Origin of the sequence: Enterococcus sp. AZ062, from assembly GCF_051715065.1 — a bacterium.
Taxonomy (GTDB): domain Bacteria; phylum Bacillota; class Bacilli; order Lactobacillales; family Enterococcaceae; genus Enterococcus_B; species Enterococcus_B mundtii.
In genome coordinates this window covers 1,585,735-1,609,459 of the sequence record NZ_JBIOTB010000001.1, presented here as the reverse complement: position 1 = coordinate 1,609,459, position 23,725 = coordinate 1,585,735, and the positions used below count along the sequence as shown (strand labels likewise).

At 38.3% G+C, this 23,725-nt stretch carries 7 protein-coding genes; 3 read left to right on the top strand and 4 right to left on the bottom strand.

The features are described from left to right. Positions 1-20: 20 nt before the first annotated feature. The 4 genes from IGJ00_RS07585 to IGJ00_RS07570 all read right to left on the bottom strand — a co-directional run bounded on the left by IGJ00_RS07585 (position 21) and on the right by IGJ00_RS07570 (position 3,584). On the bottom strand, positions 21-569 hold the full coding sequence (locus IGJ00_RS07585) for a TIGR01440 family protein (protein ID WP_260697501.1): 549 nt from the start codon (positions 567-569) through the stop codon (positions 21-23). 16 nt (positions 570-585) lie between these two features. Further along, on the bottom strand, positions 586-1,083 hold the full coding sequence (locus IGJ00_RS07580) for an ECF transporter S component (RefSeq protein ID WP_115357631.1): 498 nt from the start codon (positions 1,081-1,083) through the stop codon (positions 586-588). Continuing rightward, positions 1,073-1,879, bottom strand: coding sequence for a bifunctional hydroxymethylpyrimidine kinase/phosphomethylpyrimidine kinase (locus IGJ00_RS07575; protein WP_074799005.1), 807 nt, complete (start codon positions 1,877-1,879; stop codon positions 1,073-1,075). Before IGJ00_RS07575 ends, IGJ00_RS07580 begins: the two co-directional genes overlap by 11 nt. Positions 1,880-2,054: 175 nt before the next feature. Next, positions 2,055-3,584, bottom strand: a complete 1,530-nt coding sequence (locus tag IGJ00_RS07570; RefSeq protein ID WP_438844284.1) for an AMP-binding protein — start codon at positions 3,582-3,584, stop codon at positions 2,055-2,057. Positions 3,585-4,086: 502 nt separating this feature from the next. Here IGJ00_RS07570 and IGJ00_RS07565 point away from each other — a divergent pair. The 3 genes from IGJ00_RS07565 (at position 4,087) to IGJ00_RS07555 (ending at position 23,489) form a co-directional block, all read left to right on the top strand. Beyond that, positions 4,087-11,697, top strand: a complete 7,611-nt coding sequence (locus IGJ00_RS07565) for a QWxxN domain (protein WP_438844283.1) — start codon at positions 4,087-4,089, stop codon at positions 11,695-11,697. Continuing rightward, positions 11,694-13,304 (top strand): hypothetical protein, encoded by a 1,611-nt coding sequence (locus tag IGJ00_RS07560; RefSeq protein WP_260697498.1) that lies wholly within the window; start codon positions 11,694-11,696, stop codon positions 13,302-13,304. Before IGJ00_RS07565 ends, IGJ00_RS07560 begins: the two co-directional genes overlap by 4 nt. Before the next feature lie 909 nt (positions 13,305-14,213). Next, the gene (locus IGJ00_RS07555) at positions 14,214-23,489 is read left to right on the top strand and encodes a QWxxN domain (protein ID WP_438844282.1); all 9,276 of its coding nucleotides are present in this window, start codon (positions 14,214-14,216) and stop codon (positions 23,487-23,489) included. Positions 23,490-23,725: the final 236 nt, after the last annotated feature.

Here is a 23,725-nt window from a genome sequence, read left to right as displayed (position 1 = left end):
TATTTGTTCGTAGTTTTTTCTTATTCGTATTGCGCGCGAGGTCCGCCAATGTATTTAGGACGAGACCGTAAAGCAGTGACATGCGCATGACCTAATGTGTTAGAACGAGGACGTACAGGCACTTGAACATGCTTGATGTGCATCCCGATCGCAGTATCACCGATGTCGATTCCTGCTTGAGCAACGACATGTTCCACTTCGACAGGATCGCTGAATTGTTCAAATGCTGCAACTGAGCAGGCACCTCCTGCATGGAGTGCCGGAATGACAGAGACGATCTCAAATTGTTTCTTTTCCGCTACTGGACGTTCGACGACTAATGCTCGATTAAGGTGTTCACAGCCTTGGACTGCTAACGAAATGTCAAGAGGGTCTAATTGTTCTTTCAATGTTGCGATGACCCATTTTCCGATTTCTGCATTTGAGTTTTTACCAATATGTCCACCAACAATTTCACTGGTACTGCATCCTAGAACGAATAGATCGCCAGCTTTAAGATTGGCTTCATCGAGGACGTCAGAAACTATTTCAGATAATTGTTGTTTGAAACTGTCTTTTGATACTTCCATTTTCAATTCATTCCTTTTATTTGTTTTTTACCGTTGATTGTTGTAGAGGTAAACGCATCAATGCCTTTATAAGTGGAATCGCCACCACGATACCGACGATATTTTGGACCAAATTACTTGGTAAAGATGCGACACCGACTGGCCAGTCATAAAGCAACCAACTAGCAAAGAAGTAGCCTGCCACCATGATGATCGTCCCAAGTGATAGCCCTATGCCCCAACGTACAGAACCTTTACCTGCAAAATAGCCAGCAACCAGTCCTTGTAAGCCGTGGATCAATAAAGAGAAGATCGCCCATTGGGGATAGCCGGATAATAAATCAATAAACAAGCCACTTCCTGCACCAACGATCAATCCACCCATCGGACCAAAAAGGGCAGCTGCGGTATAAATGCCGACTTCACATAAGGTGACAAATCCGTTGGTTCCAGGTATTGGGATCAAGATGACCAAAGAGATCCCCACAGTTAAAGCCGTCAGCATGGCATAAATCGCAATTTTTTTAGTATTCATTCGTTATTTCCACTCCTTTTCCTTTTGACCAAACACTTCCTGTTTGGTCATTCATCATGACACCATTCAAGATACAGTCATAAACAAAAGCCTTACTCCGGGCAACAGCATCTGCCAAAGGATAATCTAAGGCCAGATTTGCAGCAATCGCGGAAGCAAACGTACATCCTGCACCGTTGACAGTCTGTTCTTCTAACTTTTCTCGCCTAAAGGAAATTGTTTCCTTTCCATTGAATAAAACATCCAGTGCTTCATTACCAATAATCCCAGTGCCACCTTTGATCACTACGTTCTTAGCACCAAGTGAATGAATATATTTTGCACAATCGATCATTTGGAGAAATGTCTGAACTGGTTGACCATAGAGCAGGGAGGCTTCTTTCAAATTTGGGGTCAATATATCCGCAAAAGGAAATAACTCCTGTATCATTTTTTGCATATAGGCTTGATTCAAGGTATTTGATGTTTCCTTAAAGGCAAACACAGGATCGATCACAATGGGAATATCCTCAAAATATGTAAGGAAATCCTTCACAACGTCAATGGCTTCCAATGAATGCAATAAGCCAATTTTTATCCCATCTAAATCTGTCATACGTTGAATCGAATCTAACTGCTTGGCTAACCATTCAGGCGGGATCGTCTCTAATATAAACGAACCATCTGAGTCAAGCATTCCGATACAGGTCAAAGCACTCATCCCAAAAATATGATGGTTTTCAAATGTTTTTAGATCGGACTGTATGCCGCCACCAGCAAACGGATCAGAGCCGCCAATCGTTACTATTTTCTTCACTTTCATCCCTCCACAAAAAGAGTATACCTTGTTCCATTAAAAAGAAAAACAGCCAATTGGCAGATTATCAGGTCAGCCACTTTAAGTCGGAGAGGGAAAAGAAAACTATATACAAAAAAAACAAGCACTTTCCTCACTAGAGGAAAAGTACTTGCCTGAACCACTGGATCAGTAATTATTTATTGGCTTCTTTAAATTCCTTTTCAATTTGTAACCGTTGGACTTTCATGGTTGCTGTTCTTGGAATATCTTCGTAAGCACGAATGATCGGTGTATTCAAACGTGGCAATTCATGGACTTGGTTCCACCAACGATCCCAATCCATCTCTTGATTCGGCGCTAAAGCAATGATTGGTTGTGGTGAATTGTCTTTATCGCGAACGATGACGACTTCAGCTAAAAATTCCAATGAATCCAACAAATAATCTTCGATCGCTAAAGTACTGTTGATCGTATCGATCAAGTCAACTTGACGATCTTTCAAATGCAGATGGCCATTTTCGTCGATACAACCATAGTCGCCGCTATCCCACCAAACACCATACACATTTTCTTGGAAACGAGCATCTTCTTTATAATAAGTCAATGAGCGACCTTTTGATAACAAGTGGATGTGACCATCTGTGTTCGCAGGTAATTCATTGCCTTCTTCATCAGCGATTCTTGCTTTGGTCAAGTCACCTAGACCGACCCCCATATCACGTGCATCACTTGTTTTTAAGCTCTCCAACGTATGAGCTTTCAAAATCATCGGTCCACATTCACTTTGTCCGTAGACTTGCAAAAAGATTGCTTCTTTTGTTGCTGACGTTTGAAGGAATACTTCCATTGTTTGATTGTTGATGGCATCAAATGTAGAGTGATAGTAGCGAATACCTGAAAAAGCTTCTGGATGCTCTCTTGCAGTGAAACTCCACTGAACAAAGTTATTTGGATGTGTCTCTAAAGCAATTGGTGGATTTTCTACTAACAGTTTCACTACATGTTCACCTTGAGGATCTGCGATTGGCATCATCGGAAAGCCCATCGCCATAAGAGAAGAGATGCCGATGTTGAATCGTGAATGAACCGGCGAAATATGAAAAGCGACTAATTTCTTCTCGGCGATCTTAGTAAATACCGTTTTTTGCCACTTTGTCCGCCAACCCATTGAATGTGCAGAGTGGCAAATCAATTTAGGGATGCCGGTCGTGCCAGAAGTGTGAGTCATATAAGAGATTTCATCATTATCTAATTTCTTTTGTTCCACAGGAGTTGCGGGTTGTTTGAGCAAATCAGCTACAGCTAATTGTTTGCTCTTTGTACCATTAGTGATTCCTGCAACACGTTCACTTGTCACTTCGTCGAATAAGATAAAAGGATCTTCCAAACGATCAACAAATACTTCTAAGGTACTTGTTGGCAAATGATAGGAAGGCATGACAGGAACTGCACCTAGATAAGACGCAGCAACGGCCATCAAGTAGGTATCAAAAGCAGAGCTTTTGTAGATCATGATTTTATCACCAAGTGTCACACCTAAACTAGCGAGTTGATAGGCACGCGTTACTACTAATTCATGACATTGCTTGTAAGTGCTTTTAAAACCAAGCTCCGGATAAGCCACTAATGCCTGATCAAAAATCATTGGGACATCAGGTGTGCGTTCAGCAGCTTCTTGAAAATTCGTATAAAGATTAAGTGGGGTATAGTCGATTGTTTCCATCTTTCACGCTCCATAAATAAATTTGTTAATAAATGTACAAAGTCTAATTTATGATAGCATATCCTCAAACTAAATAACAGAAAAACCTGGATGTAAAGTTATCTATCGAATCGAGAGAAAGACCGGGAAAAAACTACACATCCACTTGATATGACTTAAAGAGGGGATCTTTTGAGAAAATACTTGCCCCATCGCTTTTTCAATTTTTTAAACTGCTAAGAGGGGAAACTCCTACTAATGAATTTTTATGAACAAAAATATACCATAGACTTCTATACCTTTCATATTTTATCACTCAGATAATTAAATGGAAGCTTTGTTAATACATAACAATTTTCTATTACATATAAATAAAAAAGCTTATAACAAAGGGTTTTTTCGACATTTTTTTATTTTTTTCAAAAAAATAGTACTTAAAATCAGTTATTTTTCCTACAAGATAATCTAAAATAATAGATATACCATTTTAATTAATCAGCTGTATTGAAAAGGAGCGAAAAAAATGCCAATCGAGGAACATCGTAAAGTAGTCGGTACATTTGAGAATAAGCGCAATAAAAAGTCCAATCCAGATGCAAGGCAAGAAATAGCAAATTTCATCGCTAGTACTGCAAATACTCAGCTAACAGAACAAATTAGATGGTCTCCATTACTTTTCCTTCAACTATTAGTCATTGCTGATTCTTTTGCTATGAGAGGGGTCCCCCCAAGAGCACTTCGTACAAGTAGGCCTGCTTTTGAAGCCGATACCACAGTTGAGATTGGTCCATTAGAAACAAATGTGAATCAAACCACGATCCATTCACTCTTTTTTCGTTCGAGTGTCAATACGACCCTCGTTCAACCAGCACAACCGATCAATGCTTCTAAATACCTTTCTGATCCAGTAAGAAAAACGACCTTACAAGAACCAGTTTCTTTAGCTGCATTTACACACCATTGGACACTGCATGTACATAAAACCATTCATAATCTGGAAGAAATCGATAAGTGTAATACCACTGTCACGCCCATGTCCGTACTCGACTATGGGTTATGGGAGAAGAAAAACCATACGCTCTATCATTTTAATACGATCTGTGAAGAGGCGAAATCAAAATCACTAAAATTAAGAGAGCAAGCAAAAGACGATCAGCAAGAAATCCACCATTTTTCTTTTAAAAATAAAGATTCAAAGAATAAAGTAGACTTAGGTAGAATCCAACGTGAGTCAAAAAATATTGCTCGGATGGTCCTATCATCTTACTATGATCATGGCGCGGAACCTTCAAGTAGTCACAGCGAAAACAATCATACAAGACCGTTCCTGCCAACCTCTTTTTGGGACAAGTTAACGGATACCTTTACTTCTTTTTTTCATGAATACCAGAATAGTAGTCACACGACTGGTTCAGGTGAACCACCAGTTGAGAGCGTATTATCAACGTTTTTTACAGTATTAGCACGGACATTCTCAGCGGAACATCTGGCAACTGAACATGCTCAAAAAGAAAGTAGAAGGGGCGCTGGGGCAGCGTATTTTCCTCTACTCATGAGTGAACAACCTCAGTCATCTATGCGCCACCAAGATCAGGCACCCAAGAACGACCAAGCAACTGAGGCACCGATTTTGGAAGAAGAAGAAGAATATCTCGCAGCGCCATTATTAGAATTAGCAAAAAAATTCAACGAACGAATCGATCAATTCTTTGAAAAGAGCAACTTTCAGATATTTCCTGGAGCAGAAGCGTTACCTATTCCTAAAAAAAATCCGACTGATCACTTTTTACCTTATGCCTCTAGTACGAGTGTTTTAATGAATTATATGGAAGAAGAACCTTCTGTGGAACTAAAAGCAACAGTCAATGAGGTACTAAAGCGTTACGTGAATATTGAACCTTCACTTTCAATAACTGTTAAACAATTGACACCCTTTTGGTTTCATCTAGTGCTCTTTCAGAAGCGATATAAAGTGGATGCAGTAATGAATACCCTCAGAAAATCGCTTTGCGAGTTGTCCGATGCCGTTTGTTTCTCGAATAGTATTTCCACAAAAGAATTGTTTCGTGGGCTTCAGGAATGGGGAACTTCAAAGGACCCAAGTGATTACGAACAAGTCCTGGAAAGAAGACAAAAGATAGCCAAACTCATTTTAGAAGCTTATGACGTAAAAGTAGATGGGATTACTGATATCGAAGCAGTCAAAATCTTTCTACAAGCGCGAAATAATCATGCCTTTAAGTACTATACATTTCATGAACCTAAATCATTGGATACAGCCAATCAACAAACAATTAGTTCATCCTCCTTACCTGATGTCCGCCCTTATGATGCTAGTCAAACGCCACTGAACTCAGCCGTAGCAATATCAGCACTAACTCGAGCCTTCTTTGACCAAACAATGGATGCCTATATGAAAGATCAGCCTTTACCTATTCCACCAAAAGAACCAATAAACGCCATGTGGTTTGACTTAGATGTCTATCAGCAGCGTACCAAAACTGAAATCGCTACAAATAAAATGAAAGAGAATGTTTGTGAATATCTCGGATTATGTTTGATTGATGATCTGTCGACCAAAGATTTTTTCCTTACCTTACAAAAATGGGGAAGTAAAGGGATGTCAAGTACTAGCATACTGGAGAAGAGACTTCAAATCGCTCACCTCATCCTTCAAAGTTACGGTTTGAAGGATGAGGTAATTTCCGACGAACGTGCGATTGCGATTTTCATCCAATGGCTTCATAACGACGCCCTAAAACATGTTCCATTTACCGAACAGCATCTAATAGACCTACATCCTATCCAATCAGTTCATTTAGAGCATAAGAAACTTTTACCTTATGACATCAGCGCGCAAGTATCGTTAAAATCAACGAGAGAGCTTTCAGAAGAAGAACAATCAGTCGTCAATAAAATAGTCATGGCTCATTTGAAGAATCAGCCTTTACCAGACAATTCCTCTGTGCCTTTACCTCCGATATGGTTTGATTCAGAGTTATTTGATAAAAGGGAAGAAACTGAAAAAGTCAACGGCCTCATTATTAGAGAACTTAGTAGCCAGTATGTTGAATTAAACCAATTATCGGAACTAGCACCAAATGATTTTTCGCTAGTTTTGCAGAATTTTGCTAGTAGAGGACGATCAGATGCGGTGATCATTGCGCGGAGACTTCAAATTGCCAAAACGATTCTTGATAAGCATGGGTTACCTGCCCATAACTTATCGGAAGAACGCGCAATCGCTATTTTTATGCAATGGCGCTATAACAATGCTTTTAGGGGCTACAATTTCAAAGAAGAAAGCGAGAAACACTTCATCCAAAAACGTACAGGGGGAAGAACAGATAATCCCTACCCAGGAACTTCATTGTATGAAACTGCTCAAAGTTTACAAGCGCCATTATTTTCATATGAGGAACTGCACATAGATGTAGAACACAAATTAAAATTATGGACTATCTCCTATCTTGACACGAGATACTTGTACAATACATTGATACCACATGTCATACTAATGCCATTCTGGTATCATTCGATCATTTTTGAAGAGCGAAGCCAAACTGAAACAATCAATGGGGCTGTGAAAGATTATCTGGCTCATGAAGAGGGGGATTTCCGTCAATTAAACGACTCAGTCATACGCTATACCTTCATTGAGCTGGCCTCACTGGAAAGTGAAGAAAGTCCTGATCAGTCATTGATTCGAAGGAGAAAAATCGCACATGTCATACTTGATACACTCAGACGTCCAGCGACAAAATTGACGGATGCAGAAGTAAATGCGATTTTCTTACAATGGCGAACGAACAACGTGTTTATTGCTGCCAACTTTAAAAATATAAAAACGATTCCTTTACTTGAATCCCCACAAGTTGATGAGATAGCAACTACGGATCAAACGGTGAATCCTTCTCTTTCATCTCAAGAGAAGGATTTGATACAAATCAAGAGAATCGTGCAAGAAATTAGCAATAATAGGCAACCCTCGGAGGCAGATAGACAGAATATCCCGAATTGCTATTTTGTTTTTTCAATTTATCAAAATATCTATAGAACGCATGTAGTCAAAGAAAAAATTAGGAAATACCTACGCCAGCAAAATATTGTTGGCGAACTCGATACGTCTGAGAAATTGATTAACGAAGTGGACAAATGGGTAGGGGAAGAATGGGAAGTTGAAAATAGTGTCGATGCGGGAAAGATGCAATTTCTCACGTACATGATCTTGGAAGAATATCGTGTGGAGTTTATGAGATTTGGAGAGGTCCTTTCAACAAGAAAAATGCAGGCAATTTATATGCAATGGAAAATGAATACATTACTTGAAGGTGGCACATATAAAGACACGGATGAACAAACGATTTATTACAAATTATCTCCTCCAGAATCTCCATATGTTATCAGTAACTTTCAACATAAACAGGACAGTGATCAAATCTATAGAGCCTTTAGTAGGGGGTATAATTCCGAACTTTCTACTGAAAAACCAATCATTCCATATGTCTATTATAAAAATATTTTCGATAAACAGGAAGAAACGTATTCCGTCAATCCAGGGGTTAGAAACTATCTTCTTACACAAAAAGTCCCGACCATACCTCAAGAAACCGAAGGTTTGACAAAAGCATTGGAAGACTGGATACTTTCCGAACCAAACTATTATCACATGGTTGAACGTGTAAAAAAAGCGGCAAAAATCATTCTGCAAGAATACAACGTTAATGAAGAGGATTTAACCCTTAACAAGGCGTATGCGGTAATCCTTCAGTGGGTTAACAATAATGCGCAGTTTGATTTCACTTTTGATATGCAGAAAATATGTTTTGCCTATGGAACAGAAGAAGCTAGCAAAAATCAAGAAATACTTGAAAAAGCGAAAGCATTTATTTCTGAAAACAACATCGAACAAAGTACGGAAATAATCGGGCAAGCAGAAATTGATACATTCGGAAGATCTGCGATACAAGTGGAAGCAACATTTAAAAAAATAGCTGATTTTTTAACTTCTGAGGGATATCCTTGTGATACTGACGATACAGATAACTTAGTAAGAGTGGCATCTTATTGGACACTTAAAGAGGGAACGGCAGAAGAAATACTTGATTTCGGTAAAATCAAAAAATTAGTCGTAATGATTCTAGGCGCAAGACAAGCACAAAGACTTTCAAACAATGAGCTGCAACAAGCATTCGTCAAATGGGCCGTGGAAACCTTAGAAATGGCTGCTCCACCAACAATAACTTCTGCACCAGTAATCACTCCCGCGCCTGCTCCTATCGATCAATCCTTTGGTACTAGAGAAGACCGTGAATGGCGTGATCTAAGCATCAGAAAGCAAATCGAAAGTTTCTTTCAAGACAAAAAGTTACTTCCTGATAAAGCAGCAAAAGAGGATATATTGATTGCTTTTGCCAAATGGTTTTCACAAGATGGGGCGGGAATCACACTAATGCCTGACAAAACCCAAGAGATTGCAAAAGTCATTCTAAGAGCCATGAACCGATATGGTGGTGAAACAAGCGAAGTAATCAGTCACAAAAATGCAGAATTAACGGTAACAAAATGGATTTTTGAAAATATATTAGGCTGTTCAATCGAAGCCTATGTCGCTAAGAATATCCTTGCTTCGTCAAATCCATCCGTCTTTACCATCAGTCAGCTAAGGAAATTGTTTGAGATCGACGAGATGCTTAAAACAGGCACTATCTCATTTGGTCAACTACGCACGGCTAATGCAACAGAAGAATCTTTGATACTTTTAAAAAAAATGTGGATTCTTTTGGTTCAAAAAACATTACCGAATTATTTTCTTGAGACGAGTCAGTTAGCAGACGAGTTACTGATTTCTGAATTTGGCTCATTGGTTCAGCTGGTCGGATCGAAATTACTTGATAATGAAGGCTACATCAGCCAGTTCAATCAAACTGAGATTCGTAAATTAGGTGCCGCGTTCTGCGAGACGATTAGTGTACAAGGCATTTCAACTCTGGACGAATTGAATCATGTCTTAATAGCAGCGTTGATTGCTACAGCGCAATTCGATCCAGAAGGATTACGAGAAGCAGGTAAGACCGGAGATTATAAAGGCTATGCGTTAAAAGTCTTTCTAGGGTATTGGCAAAAGCGGCATGAACTGAGTTTACAACTTCAAGAAGAAGTCCAAAAGCGATTTTTGACTTTTCAAGCAGCGATGATCAACTGGCGACGAAAACAAGTGATCACAGAAGAGGTCGTCCAGGAATGCGTACGGCTTGGTGCACAGTCAACCTTTGGCATAGGGGAAACCTACCTAGGCGGAGGTAGCCCATGCCCAAGTCTATACACTCCTGTAAATATTGAAGTTGCTTATACAAGCTTGACAAAACAGGTGTCAGAAACTTATTTCAGCTTTAATCAAAAGATCATTGAATTTTCATTTAATACGATGAATCTAGTAGAATACGATTTTATATTTTCTCCTACTACTCAAATTTACGGCGCAACTGCTCAATTAAAAAATAAAGTGCACTATTACGCTCCCTCTGGTCCTGGAGTGATGCCTCCCGTCTTTTTTGCTCGACGTGAAACATGGTTAGACACCACTCTTTCTCTCGATCAAACCGATTTATTTGTGGCGATAAATGGGACAGAAGAACGATTATATGCGTTGAAAAAGCTACCAGATGAAGGTGGCTACATTATCTATCGTGTGGATAAAAAACCATTACTCTACCTTAACTTTGGTTTATTCAACAACAAAAAAGTTTGGGGCCAGGGTTATCAAGCAGAAGGGGATAAGATTCGCATTGGAGATAAACTTTTTACCTTTACTGTTGAGATCAATAAAGAGAAGAAGCTCAGTCAAGGAATCGATAATCAACCGTTAATCGATTATTTTGCTCATCTACACAAAGATATACTATACAAGCTTTTGTATGATTTTGGAAACGATAAAACCATCAAGGAGAAAGTATGGAATATCGTTAAACACTTTATTCCGTTTTATGATTGTGTCGTCGGCATTATTGATCAAAATGTAGGTGAAGCAGCCACGTCTTGTGCCATTGATGCTATTTTCTTGATCCCTTTCCTTGGCCAAGTGACCTCTGTGACTTCAAAATTTGCTTTAGGGACAGCAAAAGCAATGGCAACGGGTGGTATGAAATCAGTCATAAAAAATGCTCCTCATTTTCTTCCTACCATAACTGATGTAAAGTTCTTATTGAAAAGTAGTGCTCGTTACGTAGATCCGGGATTTGAGTTATTGATGGGCGGCGGAAAAATAGCTATCAAGCGATTGATCAATTTGCAATATACACATTTAATTACAGAAGAAATGAAATTGTTACTAAAAAAACTAGAAAAATATCAAGGGGCAAAGATGGCTAAATCAATGGAAAAAGACATGGTTTTAGCTAAATTGACAAAAGATGGTCCGTACATCTTTGTTAAACGTAAAAAAGGTCACTTGTATCTGCAGGTGACAAATATAGAAACAGGTGATGTCTTTGGTCGCTACTATACATTGAATGGTGATCAATTGAAAGTATTTGAAGGGCCTATTCCTTCAACCCCTGAACAAATTGAATTGGTTAAACGGTTAACAAGCTCAGTAGTTGTTTATAAATCGTTTGGAGAGGAAAAAAATTTAAATCCAAAAGGGTATGGTGAGGGTACCATCTTAACGATCACAAAAGTAGATCAACCAATTGAGTATTATATCAAGATCAATGCACAGACCGTTCCAGTCCGAGTGACGACGATTGATGGTCAAGGTACTCGCTATGACGTGTGTGAAGGAAATAAAGTATTTCCTGTAATGTATAATGGGATCGAATGGGGGTTTGAGCCACCCTCATCCCAAACGGTGACAAAAGAACTCATCGAGTCGCTGGAAAAACAGCTGGATCAGTCTGAAACATTGAAAGACCCAACCACGCTTTCACCACCCGATGAAAACGGATTGATGTGGAATGCTCAAAAGAACGCCTACATCAAGATCAAGGATCAGTATGTCCCAATTCAATTACTTGATGCAGAAGAAAGTCGCTATTCTATAGTAAAGAAAAATGCGAATGCCCCAATGACAGTTTTACGTTTTGAACCTGAGATGAATCAATTTCGCTTTGAAACACCAGAAGAAAAAAAATGATTGACCTAAAAAACGCGATACTAACGGCTGGAAAGAGGAAGAAATACGAAGAAAAAGTCATTCCTAGCACGTCAAAAGACGCTTCTTCAAGTTCACAAGCTGAAGGACCACCCAAAAAAACGCCTCAGTATATTGAATATAACACTCTTCCACCAAAAGCTGGAATGGAAAAAGAATGGAATGCACTACGAGATACTGTCCCATATGCAGACAGTATCGCTAGAACGATCGATCTTAGCATCAAACTTGAACCTTTGACTGCTTTTATCCCAGAACTACCCAACCGAGTCTTAACAAACCAAGAAGAGCGCCTAGTAAATGAACTCACTGGCGGAATCAACTTACTTTTACCAAAAAAACCTGCGCTTCTTTATCGCGTATTTACAGGGCTTGATCCAACTACATTTCCAAATTTTCTCCAACCATTTATCAATAAATTTAATGAAGAAGTAGAAAAATCTTCAGCAGTTTTTCAAACGTTTATAGAAAAAGCGGACGAGTGGTTAAGTCATGATAATATCGCGGATACAGAGGCTGCCAAACTCTTAATTCCATTCTTTGAATTACAGGGTGTTGCAAACAGGGAAGCAATCATGAGAGCAACGCTCAACAGACTCAAATCAGTGTGTGAAAAAGGAAACCAATTTATTCAACAATCGTCTGCTTTTGGCTTTAATAATATTTTGACAGTATCGACTAATTTAGTTTACCAAAAAAAAACAAAAAAATACCTCTCTCGGTATAGCACCCCGCCACAAGCAAATGCCTTTGTTTTGCGCTACGATCCAGAGGCTCGAATTATTATTCTAGCAGATTCTTTTCATGTAAATCCAGCTCTAGCGGAAGGCAAGGATACAGAATCTATGGTAAAGCAAACCCTTATCCATGAAATAACACACCTTGTATCTCTCACAGATGATTGGCTAGCCTTTGATTTACCAGACATAGGTGAGGATATGCTTAGTCTCAAACAAGTATTAGATGAATATAAGGAGGATGCGGCTAATCTAATAGTATCAAAGCCATTTAACGACTTCGTTGATCAAATTTCCAAACAGCTCAACTTACCAGGTCTATCACCCGAAAGCGTCAGAGAGGCACTAAAAACAGATCCTTTTCTACAAGCAAATATCAAAATGACTGATGCAGAAACAGTGACAATCCTACTTATAAGTCTTGCTGAGGGATTACCGTTCGAAAAAGCAAAACTAAACAAAAGAGACATAGCGAATAGTCAACTAGGGTCTGGTTATCTTATGCTTGCTATTGCCTTATCAAGTATCCTGAATTATACCGCACATAAGAAAGAAATCCAGCTGGAACAAACCCAGACGATTGAAAATAATAAGACTACAACTTCTGCTCCAGTGAGTGAAGAACATCCTAGAGAAAAAAGAGGGATCAACACCATAATCACTTATGGGAAAACAGCTAGCACTATTACCAATACACAGGGAGCGATCACAAAACAAAAAATGGAAAAAAATTTCTACAACCCATTCAGATTGTACAAAAAGAATCAAAAGGAACAATATCCTTATGATCCGTCCAAGTCTGGCAAGAATAAATCAATGAAGCGCAGCGATTTGAATCTATCTCAACGATGAAGTTCCAATAAATGTGTTAATCCGGCAATAACCATGATTTTCTCAGAAGATGGTCAGTAACCCTAGTTGTAAAAGAATGATGGAAGCAAGAACAGGTAGATCTTCTTGATTGTCTAAACCAAAAAATGCCATTTTAAATAGGTTATAACGGAAATACACAGCTCCGAGTAGTAAGTAGGCAAGAATCTGGGACACCCCCCATGTCGCTAACGTACCTACCTCACAGGCTGAAAATAATAAGAAAGAAGACCTAAGATCCATTTATGTCGATAAAAAATCAACCTAGCAAGTTGATAGAACCAGATAACACAAGCAACTTGCTAGGCGATTAATTTGATTATTTGTTTATTTCAGTGTAGGAGAAATCACACTTCTTTGCACCGACAGCAGCAAATGAGTGGGAATGAATGTAACGATTGCTGCAGAGACAATTCACTGCATCTTTATCTCCTAAGTATAATTTAGTTTAGTAGTGGAAGGTTGTCCGATGCAATTTCGGTGAAATATTGTTGTATACGTGATTCACTCAAGAATCTGGCGAATCGTGTTGGGGGAGATTTGTTCATCGTGAGAAGAGAGAAAAAAGGAGTCTCCAAGTCCGCCTTTTTATGTTGGATAGAATAATTTGTTAGTATCGGAAATCCCGTCATTTGGAACAAGTAGCCGATACACAGGATGGGTTCTGTACCACTATACTTTTCAAGTAAAAAAAAACGAAAAACTGTATGACTAAATGATGTGCTTCTAATGGATCGGATATAAAATGATCGTTGAATAAGATGTTCATTCAACATTATTTATTCTTATATAAAAAATAGGACTTGGTACGAGTTATTTTCTATATATGATTAATTTAAATAGAAGGTATACCAATATCAATGATAAATAGAATTAAAAAGGAGTGGAAACATGCCAATCGAAGAATATCGTAAACCTGTCGGAATGCATTATAATAAGCTGAACAAAGGATCGAATCCAAAAGATAGACAAGAAGCCGCGAATTTTATCTCTAACCAAGCGAATACCAAGATAAATGAACGGATCAGGTGGTCCCCAATGCTCTTTCTTCAGCTATTAGTCATCACTGATTCTCTGGCTGTGAGAGGGACCCCTCTAAGAGCCCTCCGAACAAATAGACCTGCCTTTGAAGCTGACACCTATGTGGATATTGGTCCAGTAAAAACTGACGAGAATCATATTATGCTGGATCACCCCCCAGTAAATCAGACCGCAACGAATCAGACCAAGACATACCAGCCGACGATCCATTCTCTTTCTTTTCGTTCAAGTGTAAATCCGGCCCTCGTTGAACCAGCACAACCGATCCATGCGACGGAATACTTTTCTAATTCAATAAAAAACGCAACCTTACAAGAACCGATTTCTTTAGCTGAATTTACCCATCATTGGACACTGCAGATACACAAAACTATTCATAATTTGGAAAAAATCGATCAATGCAACACGACAGTTACAACTCAACCAGTACTTGAGGGAGGAATGTGGGAAAAGGAAAATCACACACTTTATCATTTTAATACGATCTGCCAAGAAGCGGTGTCAAAATCCTTAAAATTAAGACAAGAACCAAAAGACGATGAACAAGAAATCCATCATTTTTCCTTTAAAAATAAAGAGGCAAAAAATAGAGTCGCTTTAGGGGAAATTCAAAAAAAAGCAAAAAATATCGCTCGTCTGGTTATAGATTCATATTATAAGAATCTAGCAGGATCACCAAGTAATCACAGTGGAAATAATCAAACTCATTCGACTCTGCCAACATCTTTTTGGGACAATTTGACAGATACCTTTACTGCTTTTTTTTACGAATATCAGAATAGTAGTCACACAGCAAGTTCAAATGACGTGCCGACTGAGAGTATCTTATCAAAATTTTTCACAGTCTTGGCACGGACATTCTCAGCGGAACATCTCGCAACTGAGCAGATATCAAAAGAGGAGAGAAAGATCCGTGAGGTGCCTTACCTTCCTCAGACATCTAAAAGCTACCAAATTCAGACACCCAAGAGTAGCCAAGCAACTGAAACACCGATATTGGAAGAAGAGGAAGAATATCTCGCAGCCCCGCTGATAGACTTAGCAAAAAAATTCAATGAACGGATCGATCAATTCTTTGAAAAGAGCAACTTTCAGATATTCCCCGGAGCGGAAGCGCTACCGACACCTCAAAATAATCTGAATGTTCCTATCTTACCTTATGCCTCCAGTATGAGTGTTTCAATGAATTATCTGGAAGACGAACCTTCTCTTGAAATCCAAAAAATAGTCAGTAAGGTACTGAAATCCTATGTGAATATTGAACCTTCACCATCAGTCACTACGAAAACATTAACGCCCTTTTGGTTTCATTTAGTGTTATTTCAAAAGAGACATAAAGTAGGCATGGCAATGGAAACGATTAGAAAATCACTTTGCGATTTGTCTGATGACGTTTGCTTCTCTAATAGCGTCTCCACAAAAGAACTGTTTCAAGGTCTTTATAATTGGGGGACTTCAAAGAATCCAAGTGATCAGGAGCTAGTATTAGAAAGAAGACGACAAATTGCGCAGGTCATTTTAGAGGCTTATGGCGTAAAAGATGAGCCAATTACAGATGTCCAAGCAATAAAAATATTTCTACAAGCACGTAACAATCATGCCTTCATGAACTATAAATTTCAACTTCCAGACACATTGGAACAAGTGACACAACGAATCGATACGCCTTCCGCCTCAGCGGATGTGCCCCCATACGATGCGAGTAAAATACCACTGAATTCAGTGAAAGAAATCACACAGACGACTCGATCCTTTATTAACCAAAGAGTGGATATGTATACAAAAGGGCAACCTTTGCCTATACCAAAAACCGAATCGATTGACGCATTTTGGCTCGACTTAGATGTCTTTCAACAGCGCATGAAAAGTGAAGTCACAACCAATCGGATCAAAGAGCGTGTGTGTGAATACCTTGGTTTCTGTTTGATCGATGATTTGTCTACCAAAGACTTTTTCCTCGCTCTACTAAAGTGGGTGGATAAAGACATATCAAGTATTGCCATCCTGGAAAAAAGACGCCAGGTCGCTAAAGTTATACTTCAATGCTACGACATAAATGATGACACCATTTCAGACGACCGAGCCATAGCCATTTTCTTTCAGTGGATTTACAACGATGTGTTTAGCGACATCCAGTTCAATGAACTGAGCCTAACAGACATACAACACTTAAAATCATCTTCTCCAACACAAAAAAAACTATTGCCTTATGACATCAGCTCGCAAGTATCTTTGAACTCCTCTAAAGACCTTTCGCAAGAAGAACACGCTGTCGTAAATAAAATAGTCATGGCTTATTTGAAAAATCAGACTCTACCTGAGGAATCAGGTGTGACTTTGCCCCCGATATGGTTTGATCGAGAATTATTTGATCGAAGAGCAGAGACGGCGAAAGTCAATGATCAAATCATCGAGGAACTTGTTGATCAGTATGAAGAATTAAAAGGATCATCAAGACTAGCGTCAAATGATTTTTCACTTGTTTTGCAAAATTTTGCCAATAACGGAGGCTCAAATGCGGCGATTATCGATCGGAGATTACAAATTGCTAAAACGATTCTAAAAGAACATGGACTACCTGCACATAATTTATCAGAGGAACGAAGTATCGCTATTTTTTTACAGTGGCGCTATAACAACGCGTTTAGTGGCTACACATTCAAAAAAGAACCCGATCATTTGATTCAGAAGCGGTCAGGCGAACATATCCCAGGTACCGATTTGTATGAAAGTGATAAAAGCTTACAAGCGCCATTATTGTCATATGAAGAGCTAAATATGGACGTTGAACATGAGTTAAAATTACGGCTCATATCCTATCTTGATATAAAGCACTTGTACACGAACTTGAAAATGGATGCCGTGTTAACACCCTTCTGGTTTCAATATGAGATTTTTAGAGATCGATATCATACAGAAACAATTAATGAATCCGTAAAAGAGTTTTTATCCCTTGAAGAAAATCGTTTTAGCAAACTGAGAGGATCACTCATACGCTATATCTTTATTGAATTGGCTAAATTAGAAAGTGAAGAAAGTCCGACTCTATCACTGATTAGAAGGAGAAAGATTGCCCATGTCATACTTCATACACTTAGTCGCCCAGTGACAAGATTATCTGATGCAGAAGTAAATGCAATTTTCCTACAATGGCGAGCGAATAATGTCTACCAAGATGCCAAATTTCAAGACATAAAAACAATCCCTTTTTTTGAATCTCCTGAGTATACTGAAACAGCAACGACAAATCAGACGGAGAAAGTGATTCCTTCAGATCAGGAAAATGATTTGATAAAAATCAAAAAAGTGGTGCAAGAAGTCATCAATAACAAGCAACCTTTAGAAGCCGAAATACATGATCTGCCAAATTTTTATTTTGTTGGTTCTATTTATCGAAATCGAAATAGGACCGCTAATGTAAATCAGAAAGTAAGAAATTACCTTATCCAGCAAAGAATCGTGGAAAAGCTAGACACCCCCGAGATTCTAATTGAGCAAGTCGAAAAATGGATAGGTAAAAACTGGCAAACTGAAAATAGTGTTGATTCAGAAAAAATGCATTTTTTTGCATACATGATCTTGAAAGAATACGATGTACCACTGATAAGATTAGGTGAACGGTTATCAACAAGAAAATTGCAGGCAATTTATATGCAATGGAAACTGAATACTTTAGTAGAAGGAGCGACCTACCGAACGATAAATGAAAAAACAACCTATTATAAAATATCTCCAGATGAATCACCATACGTTTTAAGTAAATTCCAACAGAAGCAGGAAAGCGACCACATCTTTAGGCTATATAGTAAGGGCGTGACGCCCAATATTTCTAATGAAAAACCACTCATTCCATATGTGTATTATCTCAATATTTTTAATAAAATGGAGAGAACATTCTCTGTTAATAGAGGGAAAACATTGTCTGTTAATGAGGTAGTTAGGAAATACATGCTTACAAAAAATGTCACATTGAGGCGTGTAGAATCCCGCTTTTTAACCAAAGCAGTGGAAGACTGGATACTCTCTGAGCAAAGATATCATTTTATGGTTGGAAGGGTGTATAAAGTAGCCAACATCATTCTTACTGCATACAATATTAATGAGGAAGATTTGACTCTTGAAAAAGCTTATGCAGTGATACTCCAATGGACAAATAATAATACGCAGTATGGGTTCACTTTTGATATGAAACAATTGAATTTTGCCTATGGAAATGATGAGGATAGCAAAAAGCAAGAAATGAAGGAAAAAGTCAAAGCATTTATTTCTGAGAATGGCATCAATAAAAGTGGGAGACAAATCAGTGATGTAGAGATTGATAAATTCGGAAGTTCTGCAATACAGGCTGAACAAACATTACAAAAAGTAGCTGATTTTTTAACTGGCTATGGCCATCCTTGCAGTCCCGATGATAAAAATAACTTAGTAAAAGTGGCCACCCACTGGACGCTCCAAGAGGGATCATCCACAGAAAAAGTGGATATGAACAAAGTCAGAAACTTATTAGTTCTTTTTGTCGGAATCTTTAAAGTTCGAGAACTCTCAGATGAAGAGGCGCATCAAGCATTTCTTAAATGGGCGATGGATACACTAGAAACAGCTGCTCCACCGATAGAAGGAATACCGGAACCTCCTCCAAGCGATCCATCATTCGTCATCTCTGAAGATGGTCGCTGGCGAGATAAAAATATTAGAAATCAAATCGAAATATTCTTTCAACAGAAACAACTGCTGCCTAGAAACCCAAGTAAAGAAGAATTGTTGGTCGCTTTCGGCAAATGGTTTTCTCAAGATAGCGCAGGGTTCGTCCTCATGAATGATAAAACGCAACCTATAGCAAAAATCATTCTGAAAGAAATGAATCGATATGGTGGGGAAGCAGACGAAAAAATCAGTGAAAAAAATGCAGAATTAACGGTGACCAAATGGATATTTGAAACGATATTAGAAAACTCAGTCGAAGCTTATGTCACAAAAAATATTCTCGACGCACAAGATCCATCGATATTTACTATTGGGCAACTACGAAACTTATTTGAGGTGGATGAATTAGCAAAAGCAGGTGTGCTCAATTTGTCCAAAACAGATGCGAAAATATCAGAGGACTCCCTAAGCATTTTAAAAAAAATCTGGATTCTATTTGTTCAAAAGACCCTACCAAATTATTTCCTTGAGACGAGTGAAATTTCCGACGATTTACTGATATCGGATTTTGGATCGGTGATACAGCTGATCGGATCGAAATTACTTGAAAACGTAGGCTATCGTACGAAATTTGATCAAACTGAAATTCGCAAGTTGGGCGCTCTGTTCTGTGAAACGATCAGTACCCAAGGAATCACAACAATTGATGAACTAAATCATCTGTTGATCCCCGCATTGATCACGACGGCGCAGCTCGATCCAGAAGGACTACGCAAAGCAGGGAAAGAAGGAAGCTATAAAGAATATGCGCTGCAAACCTTTATTGGTTATTGGAACAAACGAGATAAAATACGTCTTGATATTCAAAAAGAAATAGAAAAAAGATTTATACCCTATCAACAAGCAACCATCCATTGGCGCAGAAAACAAGCGATAACAAATGATGTCGTTCAAGAGTGTGAGCGACTTGGTGCTACCTTTTCTATTGGAATGAGCGAAATCTATCTAGGTGGTGGAAATCCATGTCCTCACCTATTTACGCCCGTCAATATTGAGGTCGCCTATAAAAGCTTGACAAGAGCTATTTCTGATAGTTATTTTGACTTGGATCAAAAAATAATTGAACTTTCATTATATTCACTAAATACGGAAGATCAGCATTTTATCTTTTCTCCGAATACTACTGTTTTTTTAGCATCTGCCAAATTATACAACAAGGTACATTACTATGCTCCTTCTGCCCCTGGTTCAATGCCTATGATCTTTTTCAAACATGATCCATGGTTAGACACCATACTTGAACTTGAACAGACGGATCTATTTGTGGCAAATAACGGAAAGGAAGAACGAATATACGCGTTAAAAAAACTGGCAGATGAAGGGGGATATATTATCCATCGCGTCGATAGAGACCCCTTACTATTCCTTGAGTATGGTTTGTTTAATAACAAACATCTTTTGAAACAAGGCTATACAAAGGAAGGCGATCGGATTAAAATAGGCAAGAAATTATTTACCTTTACCATTGACATCAAAAAAGATAAAAAGCTATGTCAGGGATATGATACAAAACCCTTTATTGATCAACTTGCACGTCAACACAGTGATTTTCTCTATAATATCATGTATGAATTTGGCAATGATAAAACAGTTACTGAAAAAGTCTGGAATATAGTCAAACATTTTATCCCATTTTATGATTGTGTTGTGAGTATCATTGATCAAGATGTTAATGAAGCGGTGACATCCTGCACGATTGATGCGGTTATGATGATTCCTATTTTTGGTCAAGTCACAGCACTCAATTGGAAATTTGCGCTAGGTGCATCTAGAGCGCTAGCGAAAGGGGGAATAAAATTAGTAATCAAAAATACTACTTATTTTCTTCCTAGTATATCTGACATAAAAGCATTGATGAAAAGCGTTGCGCGATCTGTCGATCCAGGATTTGAGTTGTTAGTCGGAGGAGGACATTTGATCATCAAACGGTTGATCAGTTTTAAATACAGTTCACTGGTTACGACAGAAATGAAAATACTATTAAGCAAATTAGAACGATTTGATAGTGCATCTAAAGCGAAATTTATAGAAGAAGAGATATTACTTGCTAAGCTAGCAAAAGATGGACCACATATCTTTGTCAAGCGTACAAAAGGTAATTTGTTTTTACAGGTGACCGATATTGAAACTGGTGATGTCTTTGGCCAATATTATACGTTGCACGGCGATCAGTTAAAACGCTTTGAAGGGCCTATTTCCTTCACTTCAGAACAAAAGGAATTAATCAAACACTTAACAAGTACAGTTGCTGTATATAAATCTTTTTCTGAGGAAAAGAATTTAAACCCAAGAGGGTACGGAGATGGTCCAATCTTAGCAATCAAAAAAACAGATCTACCAACAGAGTATTACATCAAGTTAAACGGTCATATAGTCCCAGTCAGAGCGACAATTATCGAAGGTCAAGGAATCCGTTATGACGTATGTAACGGAGACAAAATATTTCCGGTAAAATATAATGGAATCGAGTGGGGATTCGAGCCACTAACATCACCGATGGTTACAAAAGAAGTAATCGAAACAATCACAAAACAGTTGGGACAAACAGAAACGATAAAAGATCCAAGTACGCTTTCACCACCAGATGAAAATGGTTTGATGTGGAATGCTCAAGGAAAATCCTATCTCAAAATCAATGATCAGTATGTTACAACCGTATTACTCAATCCAGAAATAAATCGCTACGGTTTATTGAAGAAAAACGGGAGTGATCTGCTGAGGATTTTACGCTTTGATTTAGAAAATAATTATTTCCGCTTGGAAACCTCCGAAGAAAAACGACTGTTTGAGCTGGAAAAAACGATCCGAAGATCTGGAGCAAAAGACATCCCTTCGCAAGAGTTACCAAGTAGTTCGCAAGCAGGGACGTCAGCTGGCGCATCGAGTTCACAAACTACAGGTACAAACAAAGAACCAGACTACTCTGTTTTTCCGAAAAATCCTGGAAGAGAAAAAGAGTGGAATATGATTCGAGATGCTATCCCTTACATTAATATTGATGCACTCAGATTTGTGGATCATAGCGTAAAACTTCCTCCTTTAGAAGGGTTTATTCCACTACCTAGAAACCGAGTCAGAATAGATGCAGAAAAAAATTTGTTAAGTGATCTAGCAGAGGTCATCCAACTATATTTACCTAAAACGCCCGAGCTTCCCTACAAAGTTTTTTCTGGTCTTGAACAGAGTAAGCTTCCGCCTTCTCTCAGACCGTTTGCAAAAAAATTCATAGAGGAAGTTCAGGAAACGGCATCTATCTTCGAAAATTATATAAAATTAGCGGATTTCTGGCTAAGTCATGACAAAATAGAGACTACAGATGCAGCCAAACTTTTTATCCCGTTATTTGAACTACAGAACGTTGAAAATAAGGAAGAGGTCATGCGAGCAGCAGTTAAAAGGTTATTATATATCGCTAAAAAAGGTCTTCAGTTCGTTGAACAATCTGCTGCTTTTGAATTTGAAAATATTTGGATAGTTTCTACTGATTTGGTTTTTCAAAAAAGCACCAATAGTTATTTTTCTCAATATACAACGCGCCCACTTGCAGATGCATTTGTTTTAAGCAATGATCCGAATTGTCGCATCCTTATTTTTGCTGATACTTTTCATATGGATTCAAAAATAGATTTGAATCGACAAGTCCGTCCGGGTATAAAGGAAACCTTTATTCATGAAATTACACACACTATGGCCGGAACAGAAGATTGGATATGTTACACCTTACCCCCTCGAGGAGTATTCATGAACAGTCTGGAAGAGATACGAGATTCATTTAATAAAAATCAAAATAAGCTTTTACTATCCCCATCATTTCAAGAATTCGTCAAGCAGGCAGCGATGTGTTTTGGTTTACCAGAACTATCACCAGAAAGTGTCTTGGTGTCCATAGGTACAGATCCTTTTTTAAGTGCAAATATTAAATTGACTGATGCAGAAACTGTAATGAACCTTATCATCAGTCTTGTTAAAGGACTACCTTTTGCGCGGGCTAAAGTACAAAAAAGAGAAACAAAAAGCATGGATCTAGGGAATGGATATCTTATGATGGCGATTGCCTTATCAAAAATATGGGACTATAAGGCGAATGAGATAGAAATTCCATTGGACAATGTCCATACGCTCCTAAATAATAAAACAGTCACTGCCACTCCGGAAAGAGACACTGGTCATAGAGAAAAAAGAGGAATCGAAACCATCATAAACGAAGGAAAAGAGAATAGTGAAATCGTTAATGTATTCGGCTTGACTGGAAACACGGAAAATAAACGGAATGTCTTGGATCCGTTTGGATTGATCAGGAAACAAAAGATGAAGAAAAAACAAAGAACAGTCCGAAAGCAAAGTCCTTTTAATCCCTTTGGACAAGGAGAGAACAACGATAAAAAAATGAAACGAAGTGATTTGAATGTATCACAAAGATAAGTTAGTCACTATGATTGAACCGCTTCTTAATCAGTCAAGTGCAACTGATTAAGATCTCAGTAGGATGAACAGTTACGACATACTTTCCTCATTTTCAAAAAAATAAAACATCAAATTGATCGTTTTAAAAAACTTGAAGTGAGGTTAACTACCCGTTAATAAAATCATCGACAAGAAATAGTTCGCATAGAAAGTGAAGAAACAAACTAACTTTCTATGCGATGTTTTCATGCCAT

Bases quoted from the DNA above. Each gene is read 5' to 3' on its own strand.
- IGJ00_RS07580 (WP_115357631.1), bottom strand. From the start codon at position 1,083: ATGAATACTAAAAAAATTGCGATTTATGCCATGCTGACGGCTTTAACT.
- IGJ00_RS07565 (WP_438844283.1), top strand. From the start codon at position 4,087: ATGCCAATCGAGGAACATCGTAAAGTAGTCGGTACATTTGAGAATAAG.
- IGJ00_RS07560 (WP_260697498.1), top strand. From the start codon at position 11,694: ATGATTGACCTAAAAAACGCGATACTAACGGCTGGAAAGAGGAAGAAA.
- IGJ00_RS07555 (WP_438844282.1), top strand. From the start codon at position 14,214: ATGCCAATCGAAGAATATCGTAAACCTGTCGGAATGCATTATAATAAG.
- IGJ00_RS07585 (WP_260697501.1), bottom strand. From the start codon at position 569: ATGGAAGTATCAAAAGACAGTTTCAAACAACAATTATCTGAAATAGTT.
- IGJ00_RS07570 (WP_438844284.1), bottom strand. From the start codon at position 3,584: ATGGAAACAATCGACTATACCCCACTTAATCTTTATACGAATTTTCAA.